This window comes from Rothia mucilaginosa (genome assembly GCF_019334805.1).
GTDB lineage: Bacteria > Actinomycetota > Actinomycetes > Actinomycetales > Micrococcaceae > Rothia > Rothia mucilaginosa_C.
In genome coordinates this window covers 2,082,993-2,099,712 of the sequence record NZ_CP079822.1, presented here as the reverse complement: position 1 = coordinate 2,099,712, position 16,720 = coordinate 2,082,993, and the positions used below count along the sequence as shown (strand labels likewise).

General features: G+C 60.1%; 15 protein-coding genes and 1 tRNA gene. 4 read left to right on the top strand and 12 right to left on the bottom strand.

Annotated elements, in window-relative coordinates; genetic code table 11:
* The first annotated feature begins 19 nt into the window (after positions 1-19).
* Positions 20-1,177 (top strand): SGNH/GDSL hydrolase family protein, encoded by a 1,158-nt coding sequence (locus LPB405_RS08330; protein ID WP_257604908.1) that lies wholly within the window; start codon positions 20-22, stop codon positions 1,175-1,177.
* A gap of 143 nt (positions 1,178-1,320) precedes the next feature.
* Here LPB405_RS08330 and LPB405_RS08325 read toward each other — a convergent pair whose 3' ends face one another.
* Together LPB405_RS08325 and LPB405_RS08320 are read right to left on the bottom strand one after the other, a co-directional pair.
* Positions 1,321-1,926, bottom strand: a complete 606-nt coding sequence (locus LPB405_RS08325; RefSeq protein ID WP_049345629.1) for a phosphatase domain-containing protein — start codon at positions 1,924-1,926, stop codon at positions 1,321-1,323.
* Positions 1,927-2,203: 277 nt separating this feature from the next.
* Positions 2,204-3,067, bottom strand: a complete 864-nt coding sequence (locus tag LPB405_RS08320) for a hypothetical protein (protein ID WP_049345632.1) — start codon at positions 3,065-3,067, stop codon at positions 2,204-2,206.
* Positions 3,068-3,272: 205 nt separating this feature from the next.
* Here LPB405_RS08320 and LPB405_RS08315 point away from each other — a divergent pair, with 205 nt between their 5' ends.
* Positions 3,273-4,181, top strand: coding sequence for an acyl-CoA thioesterase (locus tag LPB405_RS08315; protein ID WP_049345634.1), 909 nt, complete (start codon positions 3,273-3,275; stop codon positions 4,179-4,181).
* A 134-nt stretch (positions 4,182-4,315) separates the two neighbouring features.
* Here LPB405_RS08315 and LPB405_RS08310 read toward each other — a convergent pair whose 3' ends face one another.
* Positions 4,316-4,891 carry an HdeD family acid-resistance protein gene (locus tag LPB405_RS08310; protein WP_257604907.1) on the bottom strand — a complete coding sequence of 192 codons (576 nt, stop codon included), beginning with the start codon at positions 4,889-4,891 and terminating at the stop codon, positions 4,316-4,318.
* A gap of 252 nt (positions 4,892-5,143) precedes the next feature.
* Positions 5,144-6,823, bottom strand: coding sequence for an energy-dependent translational throttle protein EttA (gene ettA, locus LPB405_RS08305; RefSeq protein WP_219101214.1), 1,680 nt, complete (start codon positions 6,821-6,823; stop codon positions 5,144-5,146).
* Between the two features lie 93 nt (positions 6,824-6,916).
* On the opposite strand from ettA, the gene LPB405_RS08300 reads away from it, so the two are divergent.
* Positions 6,917-7,333 (top strand): MmcQ/YjbR family DNA-binding protein, encoded by a 417-nt coding sequence (locus LPB405_RS08300; protein ID WP_219101212.1) that lies wholly within the window; start codon positions 6,917-6,919, stop codon positions 7,331-7,333.
* Positions 7,334-8,043: 710 nt separating this feature from the next.
* On the opposite strand, the gene LPB405_RS08295 is transcribed toward LPB405_RS08300, so the two are convergent.
* The 8 genes from LPB405_RS08295 to ffh all read right to left on the bottom strand — a co-directional run bounded on the left by LPB405_RS08295 (position 8,044) and on the right by ffh (position 16,298).
* Positions 8,044-8,331, bottom strand: a complete 288-nt coding sequence (locus LPB405_RS08295) for an antibiotic biosynthesis monooxygenase family protein (protein WP_219101210.1) — start codon at positions 8,329-8,331, stop codon at positions 8,044-8,046.
* Positions 8,332-8,540: 209 nt separating this feature from the next.
* Positions 8,541-9,428, bottom strand: coding sequence for a tRNA (guanosine(37)-N1)-methyltransferase TrmD (gene trmD, locus LPB405_RS08290; protein ID WP_219101208.1), 888 nt, complete (start codon positions 9,426-9,428; stop codon positions 8,541-8,543).
* 3 nt (positions 9,429-9,431) lie between these two features.
* Positions 9,432-10,082, bottom strand: a complete 651-nt coding sequence (gene rimM / locus LPB405_RS08285) for a ribosome maturation factor RimM (protein ID WP_219101206.1) — start codon at positions 10,080-10,082, stop codon at positions 9,432-9,434.
* A 177-nt stretch (positions 10,083-10,259) separates the two neighbouring features.
* Positions 10,260-10,505 (bottom strand): RNA-binding protein, encoded by a 246-nt coding sequence (locus LPB405_RS08280; RefSeq protein WP_005505691.1) that lies wholly within the window; start codon positions 10,503-10,505, stop codon positions 10,260-10,262.
* A 2-nt stretch (positions 10,506-10,507) separates the two neighbouring features.
* Positions 10,508-10,930: a 30S ribosomal protein S16 gene (gene rpsP / locus LPB405_RS08275; RefSeq protein ID WP_200962953.1), complete on the bottom strand. Its 423-nt coding sequence runs from the start codon at positions 10,928-10,930 to the stop codon at positions 10,508-10,510.
* A 284-nt stretch (positions 10,931-11,214) separates the two neighbouring features.
* The gene (locus LPB405_RS08270) at positions 11,215-11,703 is read right to left on the bottom strand and encodes an NUDIX domain-containing protein (RefSeq protein WP_219101204.1); all 489 of its coding nucleotides are present in this window, start codon (positions 11,701-11,703) and stop codon (positions 11,215-11,217) included.
* Positions 11,704-11,715: 12 nt separating this feature from the next.
* Positions 11,716-14,604, bottom strand: coding sequence for a hypothetical protein (locus LPB405_RS08265; RefSeq protein ID WP_219101202.1), 2,889 nt, complete (start codon positions 14,602-14,604; stop codon positions 11,716-11,718).
* 113 nt (positions 14,605-14,717) lie between these two features.
* Positions 14,718-16,298: a signal recognition particle protein gene (gene ffh, locus LPB405_RS08260; RefSeq protein WP_049342095.1), complete on the bottom strand. Its 1,581-nt coding sequence runs from the start codon at positions 16,296-16,298 to the stop codon at positions 14,718-14,720.
* 281 nt (positions 16,299-16,579) lie between these two features.
* Between ffh and LPB405_RS08255 the strand changes: the two genes are divergently transcribed.
* A tRNA-Leu gene (locus tag LPB405_RS08255) sits at positions 16,580-16,662 on the top strand.
* The last annotated feature ends 58 nt before the right edge of the window (positions 16,663-16,720 follow it).

Sequence of the window (16,720 nt, the reverse complement as noted above, 5' to 3'; positions counted from 1 at the left end):
CTATCGTATACTGTTGTGCATGCCTTCTATCAAGTCTCCTATCGCGAAAGTTTCTCTGACCGGCGCAGTCCTTGCTGTGGTTGCCGCCGGTTCCTTTGGCGTGTACTCCGCAGGAGGCTCCAACGCGCCCGGTAGCACCGCCGCTACTGCCGCTGAGAGCGCCGAGCCTACCCAGTCGGCACAGGAAAGCCCCAGCGAGTCCCCCTCCTCCGAGCCGACTCCGGAACCGACCACCCCGGCGCAGAAGATTGAACGCACCGCGCAGAACGCCTTCGGTAAGGAGGGCGCGCAGGCAACCGGTGAGATTCAGGCACCGTTCTCTACCACCGCTGATGCCGCCGACATGCTGGTTCAGCAGTTCAAGGGTGGCGTGGTCATGTACACCCCCAAGTACGGCCCGGTCGCGGTGGAATCCGGCGTCTACGAGCACTGGTGGAAGCAGCGCCAGTACAGCGACTTTGCCGGCTGGGAGGGCCTGCCGGTGAGCTGGCATTCCGAGAACGGCGTTCTGCACACCAAGTTTGAGAAGGCTGAACTCTACTGGGATAAGGCGAACGGTCTGCCGCGTAACGCGAACGTCCTGGGCGCTAAGGACGCCCTGGTGATTGGCGACTCGCAGGTGACCGCAACCTCCTGGGTTGGTTTGGGCCTGAAGCAGGCAGGCTTCGTTCCGTACCTGTTCCGTTGCGGCGGCGTGGGTTTTGTGACCGCCCGCGAGGGTGTGTGCCCTTCCTACTATCAGGGTGTGATGGGTGGCCGTTGGGCTCTGCCGAACGGTAACCCCGGCGTGATTTACCTGGACGCCTCCGGCAATGACATTTACATTCACGAGGATGAGACGAAGGCTCGCGAACACGTGAACGCGCACCAGACTCAGGTCATTGAGCAGCTGCGACGCATGTACCCTTCTTCGAAGATTGTGTTCGGCGGCGTGGTGTCGATGAGCGAGGACGCTGCGACGGATAAGCAGCTGGCCCATAAGCGTCACGTGGCGAACGAAGTCGCGCGGCAGGGTGCCCGCGAGACCGGCGTGTTGTTCATGGACACCGCGGATTGGCAGACCATTTACCTGACTGAGGGTGACATGGCTGATGGCGTGCACCTGAAGAAGGAGGCGCACCACAAGCTGGCGGCACCGTTTGCGGCTCGCCTGCGCGAACTGCTCGGCACCGCGTAAACTAACTGTGTAATCAGCCGAGTACATCAGCTTCGATCAACGCATATAGCATTAGAATGAGGCGCCGGGAGGATTGAATCCTTCCGGCGCCTCATTCGTTTGAGTGGGTTACCCACCGCAGCTCTCAAGTTGGTGTGCGGGTTTTATGCCGCGACGTTTGCCTGGCGTTCCTTCGCCTCGGCCTTCTGGTGTGCGAGCACGCCCTCCGCAAGGCGACGCTTCTGACGCTCACGAGCGGCTTCCTTCTCACGCTGCTCGGCAGCCCAGGCGACCGGGTCAATGTCGATCGACTCGTAGTGCCATTCGCCAATGTAGTCGCGAATCGGGGCGACCCAGGTGACGGGAATGCCGCGGCGCAGGTACACCTCGTGGTCGGTGTCTTCAAAAGCGTGGATAATGCGGTTGCCGTCAGCAATCAGGGACTCAATGACGGAGTCCTTCCATGCGGGGCTGTTGGAGCCGTCGTTGCCGGGCTTAGCGAACACGTGCTTGGGTTCCAGACCTGCGCGGGCGATGAACTGGTTCAATTCCTTCATGTAGGTGCCATCGCGGCCGGTAATTACTACGACCTCTGCGCCGGTGTCTGCTGTGATTTCGCGAACACGGTCGGCAACTTCAACATTGACCGTGGCGTTGCGGATGGCCTTGAAGAATCGGCGGTTGCTTGCGAAGAAACCGGTCAGGTACTTATCCATCTGATCTCGGTTGCTGGCAAGGGTACCGTCAATGTCGACTGCAATCAGATCCATATAGGTCTCACTTTCGATCCGTACGGGAAGAATGCGCCTGGTGAGGGCGCGGCGGAAGAGTTCCCGTGCGGTGTGGCTGGTAATCGGTGTGTCAAAGACGCCCCGGTGAAAGGGCGTAGTTTTTCTAGAATACCCTATTTTCGTAAAGTAATGCCTTATCGAAAGTCATTATTACAAATCCCCCGATGATGTCATGAGACGCAAAAATAGCTGGCGGCGCAGGTCAGAACCCGTACCGCCAGCTGAGAAAGATCTAGCAAAGCCTAGAGAGGGGGGGTTAGAGTAGCGAACCGGAACCGCGGCGCACCAGCACCATACCGGCGGGCGCCACAATGCGCAGCCACTCCTCCGAACCTACATGCGCAGCGAAGAGCGGCAGATCGCCCGTGAAGCCTTCCGGGATGAAACCGAACACGCGCAGGGCGAATGCCGCGCCGGTCGGTACAAGCACGGTATCGAACTCAGGTAGGTACTCCAGCACCATATCGGAGGACCAAATACGCGAGCGCACCGTGGAAAGCACAGCAGCGCCGGGGTTCTCGGGCAGGGCGCGTTCTACCGCCTCCAGACCTTCTGCGGTGGCGCGGTGGAACTCTTCAACCGGGACGGTACCAACCTCGTACCAGCCGCTGAGCGGGGCTGACTTGCCAGCCCAGCTAGCGTTAACGGTCACCGGCGGCATGAACAGCACCAGCTGCGGGTTCTCTTCGTTACCCTGTTCTTCTGCCTGCTTCTGCAGACGCGCCAGACGGTCCAGCAACGCCTGCGCCTGCACGGTCATGTCCAGGGTCGAGTCAGCCAGCAGGTGCAGGGCACGCAGACCCATAATGACCGGGGTGTCCGAGGAGGCGTCCTCCGGCTCCAGGGAGCAGGCGAACACCGCCACCACGCGGCCGCGCGCAGTCAGGCGGATAGCGGCGTCCGGGTTCACCGCCAGGGCGCGAGAAATGTAGGTGGCAAGGTCCTTGACCGCTGCGGCACCCTGCGCTCCGCCGGGCAGAATCAGGTAGGGCTCCTCCACGCCTTCGTGGGGGTTGTACTTGAGTTCAATGGGTGCCGCCGCGTTCGGTGCGCTGTTCTGATCGGGAGCGTTCTCCTGCACGGGGGTATTGTCAGGGGTGGTTTCAGACGGCGTAGTCATTTCTGCTCCTTTTCGGCGTAGGCCTGCTCGGTGGCAAGTTGGTGGGTGATATCTGCGATGGTGTGTTAGGCAGACGTTCCGGATCGACTATCCGGGTCATTGTTCCTAGTCAATGTTCCGAATCAACCTGTCGTGGTTGTCTCAGAGTATGCTCTCCCACTCTACGCCAGAAACCGGTTCATTGAAAACGTGCGAGAATAAAACCATGACCAAGCCCACTGTGACCCAAAACCTCATGCGGATGCTGGACCTCTCCCCTGTGGAGGCGGCGCCCGCCTCCTTCGGTAGTGATGAAGTGTCCACCGGTGTGACGCTCACCCGCGAACAGCCGCGTACTTTCGGTGGTCAGGTTCTTGCCCAGTCGATTATTGCCGCCGACCGCACGGTGGAGGGCAAGGACATCCACTCGATTCACGCCTACTTTCTGCGTCCCGGCGATATTGAGCGTGAACTGTTCTTCGCCACTCAGCGCCTGAATGATAGCCGTTCCTTCTCGACCCGCCGCGTGCAGGTGTTCCAGGATGAGGCGCCCATGTTCTCGGCGATTATGTCGTTCCAGTCCGATAGCCGCGGCCCGGAGCACACCGCAGTGACCATGCCGGAGGTGCCGGACCCCGAATCATTGCCGATGGTCAGCGACTACCTGGGTCAGCTCCCCCACCCCATTGCACAGGCGGTCTCGTGGGAACGTCCGATTGATATGCGACACGTGGACGCGCCCCTGTACACTCAGGCGGATGCCTCCTCGACACAGCCGCGTGCCTGTGTGTGGTTCAAGACCTTTGACCGCCTGGTGCGTGCTGATGGTTCTGAGGCATCGGAGGCGGAGCACCGCGCCGCTATCGCCTACGCTTCGGACTACCTGCCGCTGGAGCCTGCTCTGCGCCGTCACGGCAAGTTCTGGCTGGAGCCGGGCCTCAAGAGCGCCTCGCTGGATCACGCGATGTGGTTCCACCGTTCGGCGCGCGCCGATGAGTGGCTGCTGTACGTGCTGGATTCCCCGAGCGCGCAGGGCGGCAGGATGCTCGCGCAGGGTTCGATTTTCAATCGTTCCGGTGAGCTGGTGGCGACCGTGGCGCAGGAAATGATGTTCCGCCTGCCGGAATATCGATAAAGCGGAGCACCGCTAGAGTTTCGGCGCTACGAGAGCGTAAAACGTCAGAGCATACAGAAAGACCGTGTGAGGTGGTTGTCTCACACGGTCCTTCTTATGTTCTAGTGTACGGTCTAGAAGCCGTTAGGAAGCTCTTATTTAGCTTCGCCGTCAATCACACCGTCCGGGGAAATGTGCACGGTGCTCTTGGTGCGGCGGGAAACAAAGAAGTCACCCACGAATACCAGACCGGTCACCAGAAGACCCAGTGCTGCCATCCATACTGCCGCCACGCCGTAGATTATCGGGAACAGCACCACGAGCAAGCCCAGAATAAGGGTACCAATAGCAGAGAGCTGCAGGTGGCGTCCGGCGGCGTAGCTCAGGTATTTCATGGCCTGGGCAGTCATCAGACGAATCAGCGCCCACATAATCATCCACACACCCACAATGGTCGGGATGAAGGTTGCCTGTGCACCCACCGAGGCAGTCAGCAGAATCAGGCCAGCCACCACGGTCAAGATGCCGTCAACCAGGTCCCAGCCGGTACGTGCCTGCTTTGGCGTGCCGAAGTAACGCACCAGTTCAAACACGCCACCAAGCCACACCGAAATGGAGAACACATAACCCAGAACTACCAGCGGAATAGCGGGATTGGCGAACATGTAGATTGCCGCTGCAATCAGCAACAGACCGGTAACCAAGGACATCCAGTTATATTTTGAAAGCATAATGCTCTTCTCTTCGTAATCACATGTGTCAGTTGCACTTACGTGCATACCCATTATAAACCGTGAATATGAAATCCGCCATGATATATCGGTCGCCACTGAGCGAACTATTTCTACCGACGAATAACCCACCACGTAGCGGAACAACACGTGAGATAGCAGGAATATACCCCTTCCCCAGCAGACACAGCAAAGCCCCACCTCCCCACGCTCAACAGCATCAGGAAGCGGGGCTTACTACCGAACCAAACCCTATCGGGTCAGCTTGCGGTGCACCACGCGGTGCGGCTTAGCAGCCTCAGGGCCGAGGCGCTCAATCTTGTTCTTCTCGTAGGACTCGAAGTTACCCTCGAACCAGTACCACTGATCCGGGTTCTCGTCGGTGCCCTCCCAAGCCAGGATGTGGGTTGCCACGCGGTCCAGGAACCAACGGTCGTGGGAGACGACCACTGCACAGCCGGGGAATTCCAGCAGCGCATTTTCCAGGGATGCGAGGGTCTCAACGTCCAGGTCGTTAGTGGGCTCATCGAGCAGCAGCAGGTTACCGCCCTGCTTGAGGGTCAGCGCCAGGTTCAGGCGGTTACGCTCACCACCGGAGAGCACGCCCGCCTTCTTCTGCTGGTCCGGGCCCTTGAAGCCGAACGCGGAGACGTACGCACGCGAAGGCATTTCAACGTTGCCGACCTGGATGTAGTCCAGACCGTCAGAGACGACCTCCCAGAGGGTCTTCTCCGGGTCAATGTTCGCGCGGTTCTGGTCAACGTACGAGATCTTGACGGTCTCGCCGACCTTCAGCTCGCCGCCGTCCAGGGGCTCCAGGCCAACGATGGTCTTGAACAGGGTGGACTTACCCACACCGTTAGGACCAATCACACCCACAATGCCGTTACGGGGCAGGGAGAAGGACAGACCGTTAATCAGGGAACGGCCGTCGAAGCCCTTCTGCAGGTTCTCAGCCTCAATAACGACGTTACCCAGGCGGGGTCCCGGAGGAATCTGAATCTCTTCGAAGTCAAGCTTGCGGGTCTTCTCAGCCTCCGCAGCCATCTCCTCGTAGCGTGCCAGACGAGCCTTCGACTTAGCCTGGCGGCCCTTAGCGTTGGAGCGGACCCAGTCCAGTTCCTCGCTCAGGCGCTTAGCGAGCTTAGCGTCCTTCTTGCCCTGAACTTCGAGGCGGGAGCGCTTCTTCTCCAGGTAGGTGGAGTAGTTACCCTCGTAGGGGTACAGGTTACCGCGGTCAACCTCAGCGATCCACTCGGCAACGTGGTCGAGGAAGTAACGGTCGTGGGTAATCGCAATGACGGCACCCTCGTAGGACTGCAGGTGCTGCTCCAGCCAAAGCACGGACTCTGCATCCAGGTGGTTGGTGGGCTCGTCGAGCAGCAGCAGGTCAGGCTTCTGCAGCAGCAGCTTGCACAGTGCCACGCGGCGGCGCTCACCACCGGAGAGGTGGGTGACGGGCATGTCAGCGGGCGGGCAGCGTAGCGCCTCCATCGCCTGCTCCAGCTGGGAGTCGAGGTCCCATGCGTTAGCGGCGTCGATAGCTTCCTGCAGCTGACCCATTTCCTCCATGAGGGCGTCGAAGTCAGCGTCGGGCTCAGCCATGAGGGCGGAGATTTCGTTGAAGCGGTCCAGCTTGGACTTGATTTCGCCCACGCCTTCTTCAACGTTGCCCAGAACGGTCTTCTCTTCGTTCAGCGGCGGCTCCTGCATGAGGATGCCCACGGTGTAGCCGGGGGTCAGTCGCGCCTCACCGTTGGAGGGCTGGTCGAGGCCAGCCATGATCTTCAGGATGGTCGACTTACCCGCACCGTTCGGACCGACCATACCGATCTTGGCGCCGGGGAAGAACGACATCGTCACGTCGTTAAGGATGACCTTGTCGCCCACAGTCTTGCGGGCCTTGATCATCTGATAAATAAATTCAGCCATAGTTACCTATTTTAGCGTGGATTTGCCGGGCAGTACGAGAGTTTTTGGTTGCGTGCTAGGCGGGATACCGTGCGGGGCACTAGACTCGAAGCTATGAGCACAAACCCCTCCCCCAAACTTCTGCGACCCGAGGACCTGGAGCAGACCCTGCACCGCCTCGCGCTCGCCATGCCGCTGGCAACCTCCGACCAGCCGTTCGGGCCCGAGCACACGGTGTACCGGGTCGGCGGCAAGATGTTCGCCATGTACACGGAGGGTATCGGCTACCCCATCGTGAACCTCAAAACCGATCCGGAAGAGTCGGAGGTGCTGCAGCGCATCTACCCGAGCGTCATCCCGGCATGGCACATGAATAAGCGGCACTGGATTTCTGTGGGCACCGGCGAGGGCGTGACCGAGCAGGTGCTGGAGGGTCTTGTGGAGGATGCATACTTGCGCGTCATGTATTCATTGCCGAAGTCGAAGCGGCCCATCGAGTTCCGCGAGCGCCCGGTACCCGAAAAGCACTAGGTACAGGAACACTAGGTAACGTATAGTCCAAGTCTGGGACGTGTAAAAGGCGGTCTTAAACAGCGGAGCGGGTGAGCTTCGGTCCGGACCACCGAGTTGCTCACCCGCTAAGCAAAGCACTTTTCTATCCGCGGCTGGGAGGGTCATCAACCACGATGAACGCTCGAACCACCAAGCTCCCATCCCATATATTGCGGGGTCCAGTACCATGCACCACTTGTGTGAATACGTGATAGTTGAGTCGGCTCCCCTGCCAGACCTTCCTATGCAGAGGAGGTACTCACACGGGTGCGCTGAATATTCCCTTGAGTGACTCGGCTGTCTCATGCGATGTAGCCGAGAGGGGATTGCTGTCCTCGCCCGAACTACCGGCACGGACGAAGTGTGCTCTCGGGAACAATAATAACCTTTTTGCATTAAAGTGTCACTTTCGGATTGAAGGATTTAGAGGGCATTTATTGACCATAATTCAGGTGTTTTATAGCGCCGAACCCACATATCCAACCACCACGAAATACCTGCGAATTTTAAGCCCCGAAAAATCAAGGAGGGGCCGCACCAACCCTTCCTTATATCGCCTCCACATGGGCTAATACCCACTTAAAGCAATATTTAGAAAAGTCAGTGCGACCCCTCACTATATGAGATAAATTCTTCATCTCACATGGGCTTCAGCCATAAATCCGGTCAGACGCAGACAAACACAGATGTTAGTCGTCGAACTCCACCTTCTCGAAGCTCATAGTGCCGTCAGCGTGAGAGACAACAGTGTTCGGGTCACGCTCACGACGAGCCGCCGCGTACGCATCGTGGCTTGCCTCATCAGCCCAGCGGGTCACCACAAAGTAGTCGCCGCCCTCATCCAGGGGGCGCCACAGCTCGAAGCCCTCAAAGCCGGGGAAAGAGTCAGCAATGTGGCGGGCAGCAGCGAAGCGCTTCTCCAGCTCAGCCTGGTTGTCGCCAACGACAGCAAGACGGTGAACCTTAACAACGGACATGTGTCCTCCTTCTGTTGAGTACGTGCTTTCAACAATGAAAGCGTATTGCCACCTCGCGCCACCTATGGGTAGGCTGTGTTCATAGCGAGGCTACCCTCAGAATAACGGTTCGCGGGCACAAAAAATAGGGGTCAGCGCCAACTAACAGTTATATGACGCTAACCCCCATTCAGAGGTTTACGAGGCGCTCGCGAGCGCCTATTCGAGGCCTAGGAATTTGCCTCGGGCTGGGTGGTATCGGCAGGAGCTGCGGGGCTCTTCTTCACCTTCTTCTGAGCAGCCTTCGCCGGGTTCGCAAAATGCACCCCGCGCTCAGCCAAGAAACGGCGGTCCTTCTTATCCCACTGCTCCACCGGGTACGCCTCCAGCAGATCGGGGCGGCGCTCCAGGGTGCGCTCAATCTGACGGTCACGGCGCCAACGCGCAATCGCACCGTGATTACCCGACAGCAGCACCTCCGGCACCTCACGGTCACGCCACACGGCGGGCTTCGTGTACACCGGGTACTCCAGCAGGCCGCCCGTATGCGACTCCTCCTCCAGGGAGGCGGGGTTGCCCATCGCGCCGGGAATCAGGCGGGTGATCGCCTCAATCATTGCCATGACCGCAACCTCACCGCCGTAGAGCACGTAGTCGCCCAGGGACACGGGCATCACGCGGAAGCTCTCCTGCGCCCAGTCCAGCACGCGCTCGTCAATGCCCTCGTAGCGTGCCGGGGCGAAGACAATATGCTTCTCCTCCGCCAGCTCGTACGCCATCGCCTGATCGAACACGGCACCCGCCGGGGACGGGACAATCAGCAGCGGACGGGTATCGGCGGCGGGCTCGGTACCCTCAGCATCGCCTTCAGTAGTTGCCTTTAGCGGGGAGGCGGCAAGCACCTCATCCAGCGCCAGGCCCCACGGCTCCGCCTTCATCACCATGCCCGCGCCACCGCCGTACGGGGTGTCGTCCACCGTGCGGTGACGGTCAAACGTGTACTCACGCAGGTCGTGCAGGTGCAGGTCCACCAGGCCCTTCTCGCGCGCCTTACCCAGCAGGGACAGCTTCAGCGGCTCCAGGTACTCGGGGAAAATCGTGACCACATCGTAGCGCACGGACTACTCCCCCGCCTGCTCAGTAGCCTGCTCAGCGTCCTCGAGCAGGTCAATCAGACCCGCCGGAGGGGTCAGCAGCACAAAGCCGGGCTCGTCCTCGGTCGAGGGAACCACCTCGGGCACAATCTCCTCAACAAACGGAATCATGATCTCTTCACCCGCGCCGGAGGCAAGACGCGGCGAACGAGCCAGCTTAATCAGCAGCAGATCCTGCACCGGCATGGTCTGCAGACCGGTCACCTTACCCAGCGGCTTGCCCACAGCCGGGTTATCCACGGGGCTCTCACCCTCGGGAACGTCCGCCAGCAGGTACACGGGCAGGTTCACCAGCTCCTGCTCGTAGAAGCCCTCTTCATCGCCCTCATCCTCGGGAACCTCGTAGACCAGGCGGCTGCCGCGCAGCTCCTCAGCCTGATTGCGGGTGGTCACCTCATCAAAACGGACCACCAGAATCTTCTTGTTCCAGCGGGCACCGGCAACCGTCAGCTCACCGGTAGGCGCCACCGAAGCGGCAGCAGAGCCGGGCTTGAAATTCTCGATACCGAGCACCTCACCGCGGGCAAAACGCTCCTGCGGGGCATCAGTAAAGAGCTGAACCGTCACCTCACCACGAATACCGTGAGGCTTACCGATACGAGCCACCACAACCTGCATAATTTTCCTCCGCTGGATACAAGCTAAAAACCTACGCCGTGCACGTGCACGGCTCCCACTATTCTACCGGGCACTTAGGACGGGCGCATTCTGCCGCCCGCACTACCACCGGGACCCGGGTACGCGAAAGCCCCCGCCTCCGGAAAACCGGAAACGGGGGCTTCAAGCGTTTACGAGCTAGCGTCGCTTTTTGTCGGTGTCGATAATGTCGATACGCATCGGCTCGCCATCAGAAATAGCGTCCATCACCAGACGGATGCTCTTGGCGGTACGACCAGACCTGCCGATAACTCGGCCCAGGTCATCCGGATGCACGCGAACCTCAAGGGTTTCACGGTGACGCTGAGTGCGCAGGCGCACCTTCACGTCCTCCGGACGATCGACAATCCCTCGAACCAGGTGTTCGAGTGCGTCAGCCAACATAATTACTCAGCTGCTTCCTCAGCCTCAGCCTCGGGAGCTGCTTCCTCAGCAGCCTCTTCAGCCTTCTCAGCCTTGGGGGTGATAGCCTCGGGCAGGATCACGGAACCCTTTTCGGGAACAACGAACTCAGCCTTAGCCTCGACGGGCAGAACCTTGGACTCTGCCTTCTCGCCCTTGAATGCAGCCCAGTCGCCCGAGAGCTTCAGCAGAGCCAGAACCTGCTCGGTCGGCTGTGCGCCGACGGAGAGCCAGTACTGAGCACGCTCAGAGTTGATCTCGATACGCGAGGGGTGCTCGGTCGGGTGGTAAATACCAATCTCTTCGATGGTCTTACCGTCGCGCTTGACGCGCGAATCAGCGATCACGATGCGGTAACGAGGATCGCGGATCTTACCCATACGCTTGAGACGAATCTTAACAGCCACTTTAGTGGTTACTCCTGTTTCATAATTTGGTGCGAGGCACACGGTTCAGCACCCGTGGGGCGGGCCATTCACGGCGCCTCTATGGACACAACGGCGCGCGAAGAGAGGGGTCGCGCGTCGCCGGGTACTCAGCTAGGGTATCAGAGCCCAAGATTTTAAGCTAGCGACACGGAAAAATAATTGCCCAAGGCACCGAATATCACTTTTAAACAGCGTTCTGTACCCCGGGATGCACCCGGTAGCTTCCCGGCGAGCCGCAGCGTAGCCGCCGCCAGTCGAGGTTATTAGGAGTCGAGGTTGCTCAGCTCCAGAGTCTCCCCCGTCTCCAGGGCGCGGTAGCACTCACGCAGACGCTCTACCATCGACGAGCGCACGTAGCCTTCCAGGTTCTCCGGAGCAACCCACTCATAGGTCACCAGTTCAGCATCCTGCAGGGTAATCTTCGTATCCGCTGCGATCACGCCGCCGTCATACATGTAGTAGGTCGAATCGCCCCATACGCCCAATGCCAGGCCGTGGAAAATCAGCAGCACGCGGCCCAGTTTCACATCCAGGCCCAGCTCCTCCGCAATCTCACGCTCACAACCGGGCTTGGGCGCCTCGCCCGCCTCCACGGTACCGCCGGGAAGAATCCAGCCGTCCTTATAGTTCGGCTTCACCAGCAGCATCTCGCCGCGCTCATTACGAATCAGCGCGCCCGCCGCCAAACGGCGCGTGGGCAAGGTGGCGATAAAAGCCTTCAGCTCTTCATCGCTCAGATAGGAATCCTTCATGGCTTCTTTCCTTTAGCGGTCAGTTTTCTTCGCAGCGCGCTGCCTGATGCTACGCACTATACCCAGGGCACGCTCACGCAGTCCAGAGGGTGCCTGCTCCGTGGACGGGGCAGCATCCTCCACCGTGCGGTAGTGACCCTCACGCAAATCATCAATCAGAGTGCGCTTCTTGGTCGAATGCTCAGCACTCGCGCTACCACCCGGATGCACCAGCTCAGCATCCGCCACCGGGCGGGCGTGCTTCTTCATCTGAGTCTGCTCAAAAGAACGCAATACCGTGGGAATCAGGGCGGATTCCACGGTGGCATTCAGCGCAAAGAGTGCGGCAGCCACCGAGAACTTACGGCTCGCCTTACCCTGAGCGCGACGGCGGCGTGCCACCTTCGCCAGGGTCAGGGCGATAGCGCTCTGAGCGGTCACGTCCGCGCCCAGGACAAGACCTACACGGCGGGTCTTGGCGCGAATCTGCTCCGGAGTCAGGCGCTTGCGGCGCGAACGAGGCGCGGGGCCCTGAGTGGATGAACTCTGCGGTGCGGGGCCCTGGGATGCCGGTGCCTGATGCTCGGTATTCTGCGATGCGTTCGGCGCAGGTTCGTCGCCCGCCGCGGCATCAGATTGTGCACCCTCAGCCGAGGTCGCCTCAGCCTGCGATGCGGAAGACTGGCTGGAGTACGGTGCGAGGGCAGCCCTCAAATGGGCAAGAACAGCTTCTTCTTCCTCCGGGGTGAAATTCCTGCCCCCCGTAGGCTGCGCATCGTCCTTCTCGAAATCGCGGTCCTGCTCATAGGGACCCTCGAAGTCATCAAACGCCTCAGCGTCCAGGAAGTCTTCTTCCTCATCAAGAGCGTCTTCCGGGAAAGACATATGAGTGTACTCGAAAGGAATATGACCTTCGCTAATGGCATCCATCCACTCGGCGAGGGTCACGCGGCGACCGGTCGCAACCAGTCGGTAGCTACGCTCCATGGGCGAGGGGAAGTTACCCGGGTAGGGCTCAATCTCCTCGTCATCTTCGAAGGAATCGTCCTCTACGGGGGTGCTCTCGGAGAAAGTAGCCTCGGCAGCGGAGTCATCCAGCGGGAAGGTAACGTCCAGGGCTTCAGAAGTCTGCGCCTCATCAGCCGAATCAGCTGCGTCGGCAGAGTTAGTCTCAGCAGAGTCAGCCGCAGGCTGCGCGAAGCCCTCATCCTCATTGCCGAAGATGCGCGCCGTACTAATCGACGCCACATCAAAACCGGTGGTCGGCACCAGCGCCAGCTCCGTGGGAACATCCAGTAGCTGCAGCACCGACTCCAATGCCAGGGTATTGCTCGTATCGCGCAGGTACGCATTCAGGCGGCGACCGGCAATGGAGTCAGCCTCCACACCAAACATCGCCATGACATTAGCGATACCCTGCTCGATTTCATCCTCATCAGAACCGAAAATCTTCGAACCCGCCAGCTCCGGGGCGCTACCGGGAAGCTCCGAGAGCAGGTCCTCCAGCACGCCGCCAAAACGTGCGACTTCCTCGCGGCTGAGGGCACGGTTCAGGCGCTTAGGCACACGCTGCCAGGTGAACTCCTCCACGATATTCTCGTAGGGTTCACCGAACGCCTCCAGGTACCATTCCTCATCCGAGTAGGGTTCGCGGTCGGGCTCCTCATAGACCACCAGGTGCTGCTGGTTCGCGTTACCCTCAGCAATCAGGGCGTTGCAGTTCAGCAGGCCCAGCAGCGCCATCAGGTCCACCGGGTCGGCAGAAATGAGGGTCCATTCCCCCGCCGGCGCGGCAACAACCTGCCGAGTACCGGCAGGAAGGTACGCCAAAAGAAGCCCGGTAATCATGTCAATGGGCAGGTCAACGAGCATCGCGGCGTCACCATCCACCAGGAACTCCAGCTCACCCTGCCCACCGGGCAGATCCTCCCACACGGTCGCCTCACCCTCGAGGGCGGCACCGGTAACCGGCAGCTGATCCACCAGCTGAGCCACATAATCCTCAACCGGAGTACCCACGTGCAGGTGGCCGTCAGCGACCTCCAGCACGTTCATGTAGCCCTCATCGTCCACCGCGCACAGCACGTAGAGCTGCACCTGGTGCTCACCCATCTCGTAAGCAATCAGCTCCGGGGAGGCGGCGGTCGCCTCAATGAGGGCGGCAATCAGCTCCTCATCGGTAGTGGAACGAGCCATGATGCGGCGGCGCTGAATCTTCTCCTCCAGCTCCATGGTCTGCTCGATGCGCTCATTGCGCTGCTTCTCAGCGGTGCGCTCCTCATCCTGGGCGCGCAGGTACTCGGGGCTATCCGACTCACCGGTTCCGGCAGGTGCGGGGGCATCCTCCCACATGCCGGTGAGCTTATCGACGGTCCACTCTTCGCTCTCCAGGGCGGCGGCGAGGCGGTCAACCTTCGTACGGTCGTTCCAGGCACGCTGCTTATCGGGGTCTTCCGCCTTCACCTCATCATGCATGCTGCGGGCCTCACGAATGAGGTTCAGAATGGTTGCGGCAACGTCGTCAACGGCGGGGTCGTCACTCTCGCTGGAGTAGACGAGGTCGCCCGCCAGTTCGGCGGAGTGCTCCCCGTACTCGAGGGCGATACGCGCCCAGACGGGGATGTACCCGGGAAGGATGCTCGAATCATCGTCGAAGCCGTCCGCAAAGTCGCCTGCGATGCCGTCTTCAAGATCGCCCGAAAGGTCCTCTTCAAGAACCTCTGCGAGAGCATCAGAGAAGCCCAGCGAGCCCTCCTCAACTGCAGACTCGCCTGCAGACTCCTCTACAGACTCAGCGGCAGATGCGCCGGCAGGGTCCTCTACAGCATCATCAGCGAAGGCGCGCTGAGACCACGGCATGACCTGCTCATTCAGCTGATTATCCGCGTTCTCTCGATCCCAATTCTGCTCGTTCTGAGCCATTGATACCTTCCCTTCACACCATTCATGCACCCAAACCGGGCACCATACCGGTACGGGTGCGCCCGTCACCACGTGCGCACCCGTACCACCCCTTACCGGGCTCATATTTGCTCTTACTGCAGGAACTTCTCGAAGCCCTTCGGCAGGTTCATGCTGGACAGATCCATCTCCTGGTTCTGAGCCTGCTGACCGAATGCAGCACCGGCGCGAGCCTGCTGCGCCTTAGCTGCTGCCGCCTCCTGCGCCGCACGCTTCTGCGGGTTGCCGGAGCGAGCCTTCTTCTTCTTGTTGTTGTTCTTCGCGTTTTTACGAGCGCCACCGGCCGCAGCTGCCATACCGGGCATCTGCATACCACCGGGCATGCCGGGCATCTTGCCCGAAGCGAGCTTCTTCATCATCTTCTGAGCCTGAGCGAAACGCTCCATCAGCTGGTTCACCTCAGACACGGTCACACCCGCACCCTTAGCGATACGGGCACGGCGAGAACCGTTAATAATGCGCGGAGCCACACGCTCATGCGGGGTCATGGAGCGAACAATCGCCTCCACGCGGTCAATCTCGCGCTCGTCAAAGGCCTCAAGCTGCTGACGCATCTGAGCCGCACCGGGCATCATCATGAGCAGCTTCTTCATGGAACCGAGCTTACGAATCTGCTGCATCTGAGCCAGGAAGTCCTCAAAAGTGAAATCTTCCTGATCGATGAACTTCTTCGCCATGCGGTCGGCCTCAGCCTTATCCCACTGAGCTTCAGCCTGCTCAATCAGAGTCAGGATGTCACCCATATCCAGGATGCGGCTTGCCATACGGTCCGGGTGGAACTGCTCAAAGTCAGTGACGTTCTCACCGGTGGACGCGAACATAATCGGCTTGCCGGTCACCGAAGCCACCGACAGCGCCGCACCACCGCGGGCGTCACCATCAAGCTTAGACAGGACCACACCGGTGAAGTCCACACCCTCGTTGAAGGCGTTAGCGGTGTTCACGGCGTCCTGACCGATCATTGCATCGATGACGAACAGAACTTCGTGCGGCTCAATAGCGTCACGAATGTTACGTGCCTGCTGCATGAGCTCAGCGTCAACACCCAGACGACCCGCGGTATCGACAATCACCACGTCGTGCAGCTTAGCGCGAGCCTCAGCCACACCGTCACGTGCCACCTGCACGGGATCGCCGGTGGGTACGTCAAACTCGCTGGTCACACCGGGGTGCGGCGCGTACACGGGCACGCCCGCACGCTCACCAACGACCTTCAGCTGGGTCACCGCGTTGGGGCGCTGCAGGTCGGATGCGATCAGCATCGGGGTGTGGCCCTGGCCCTTCAGCCAGTGAGCCAGCTTGCCCGCCAGGGTGGTCTTACCGGCACCCTGCAGACCCGCCAGCATAATGATGGTCGGGCCGCTCTTCGCCATGTTGATGCGGCGGGTCGAACCGCCGAGGATGCTCACCAGCTCCTCGTTCACGATCTTGACGATCTGCTGGGAGGGGTTCAGCGCCTCGGAAACTTCCGCACCAAGAGCGCGTTCCTTCACGTGGGCGGTAAATTCGCGGACCACGGGGACGGCGACGTCAGCGTCGAGCAGGGCGCGGCGGATTTCGCGGACGGTTGCATCAATGTCTGCCTCGGAGAGGCGGCCCTTGCCGCGCAGGTTCTTAAAAGTTGCCGTCAAGCGGTCGGAGAGAGAATTGAACACGAGCCGTGATCACTTTCTTAACGTTGAGGTGGCCCCCAGCCGCGAAGGCGAACGGGGATGGTTAGTCAGTCTTTAAGGATACAGGATGCGCGCTTTCTCCCCCGCCTCCGCTGTGGATAAGTGGCGCCGGTTCACCATCAGCTCAGGATTTACAGCTATAAGACCCCGCAGTAGGCTCCCGCGCCCCACCTCACCACCTTCAGCGCTTTCAGAAGATAGATTAGATTTTCTAGACAGCCTGGGTTAGAATTCTAAAGGTGTTACGCACAAATGCGTGATACGCCCGAGTGGCGGAATTGGCAGACGCGCCTGACTCAAAATCAGGTTCTTCGGAGTGTGGGTTCGAGTCCCACCTCGGGCACCAACGAACAAGCGGCGGGAAAGTTTGAAGCTTTCCCGCCGCTTTTCTGTATCCGCTTCTG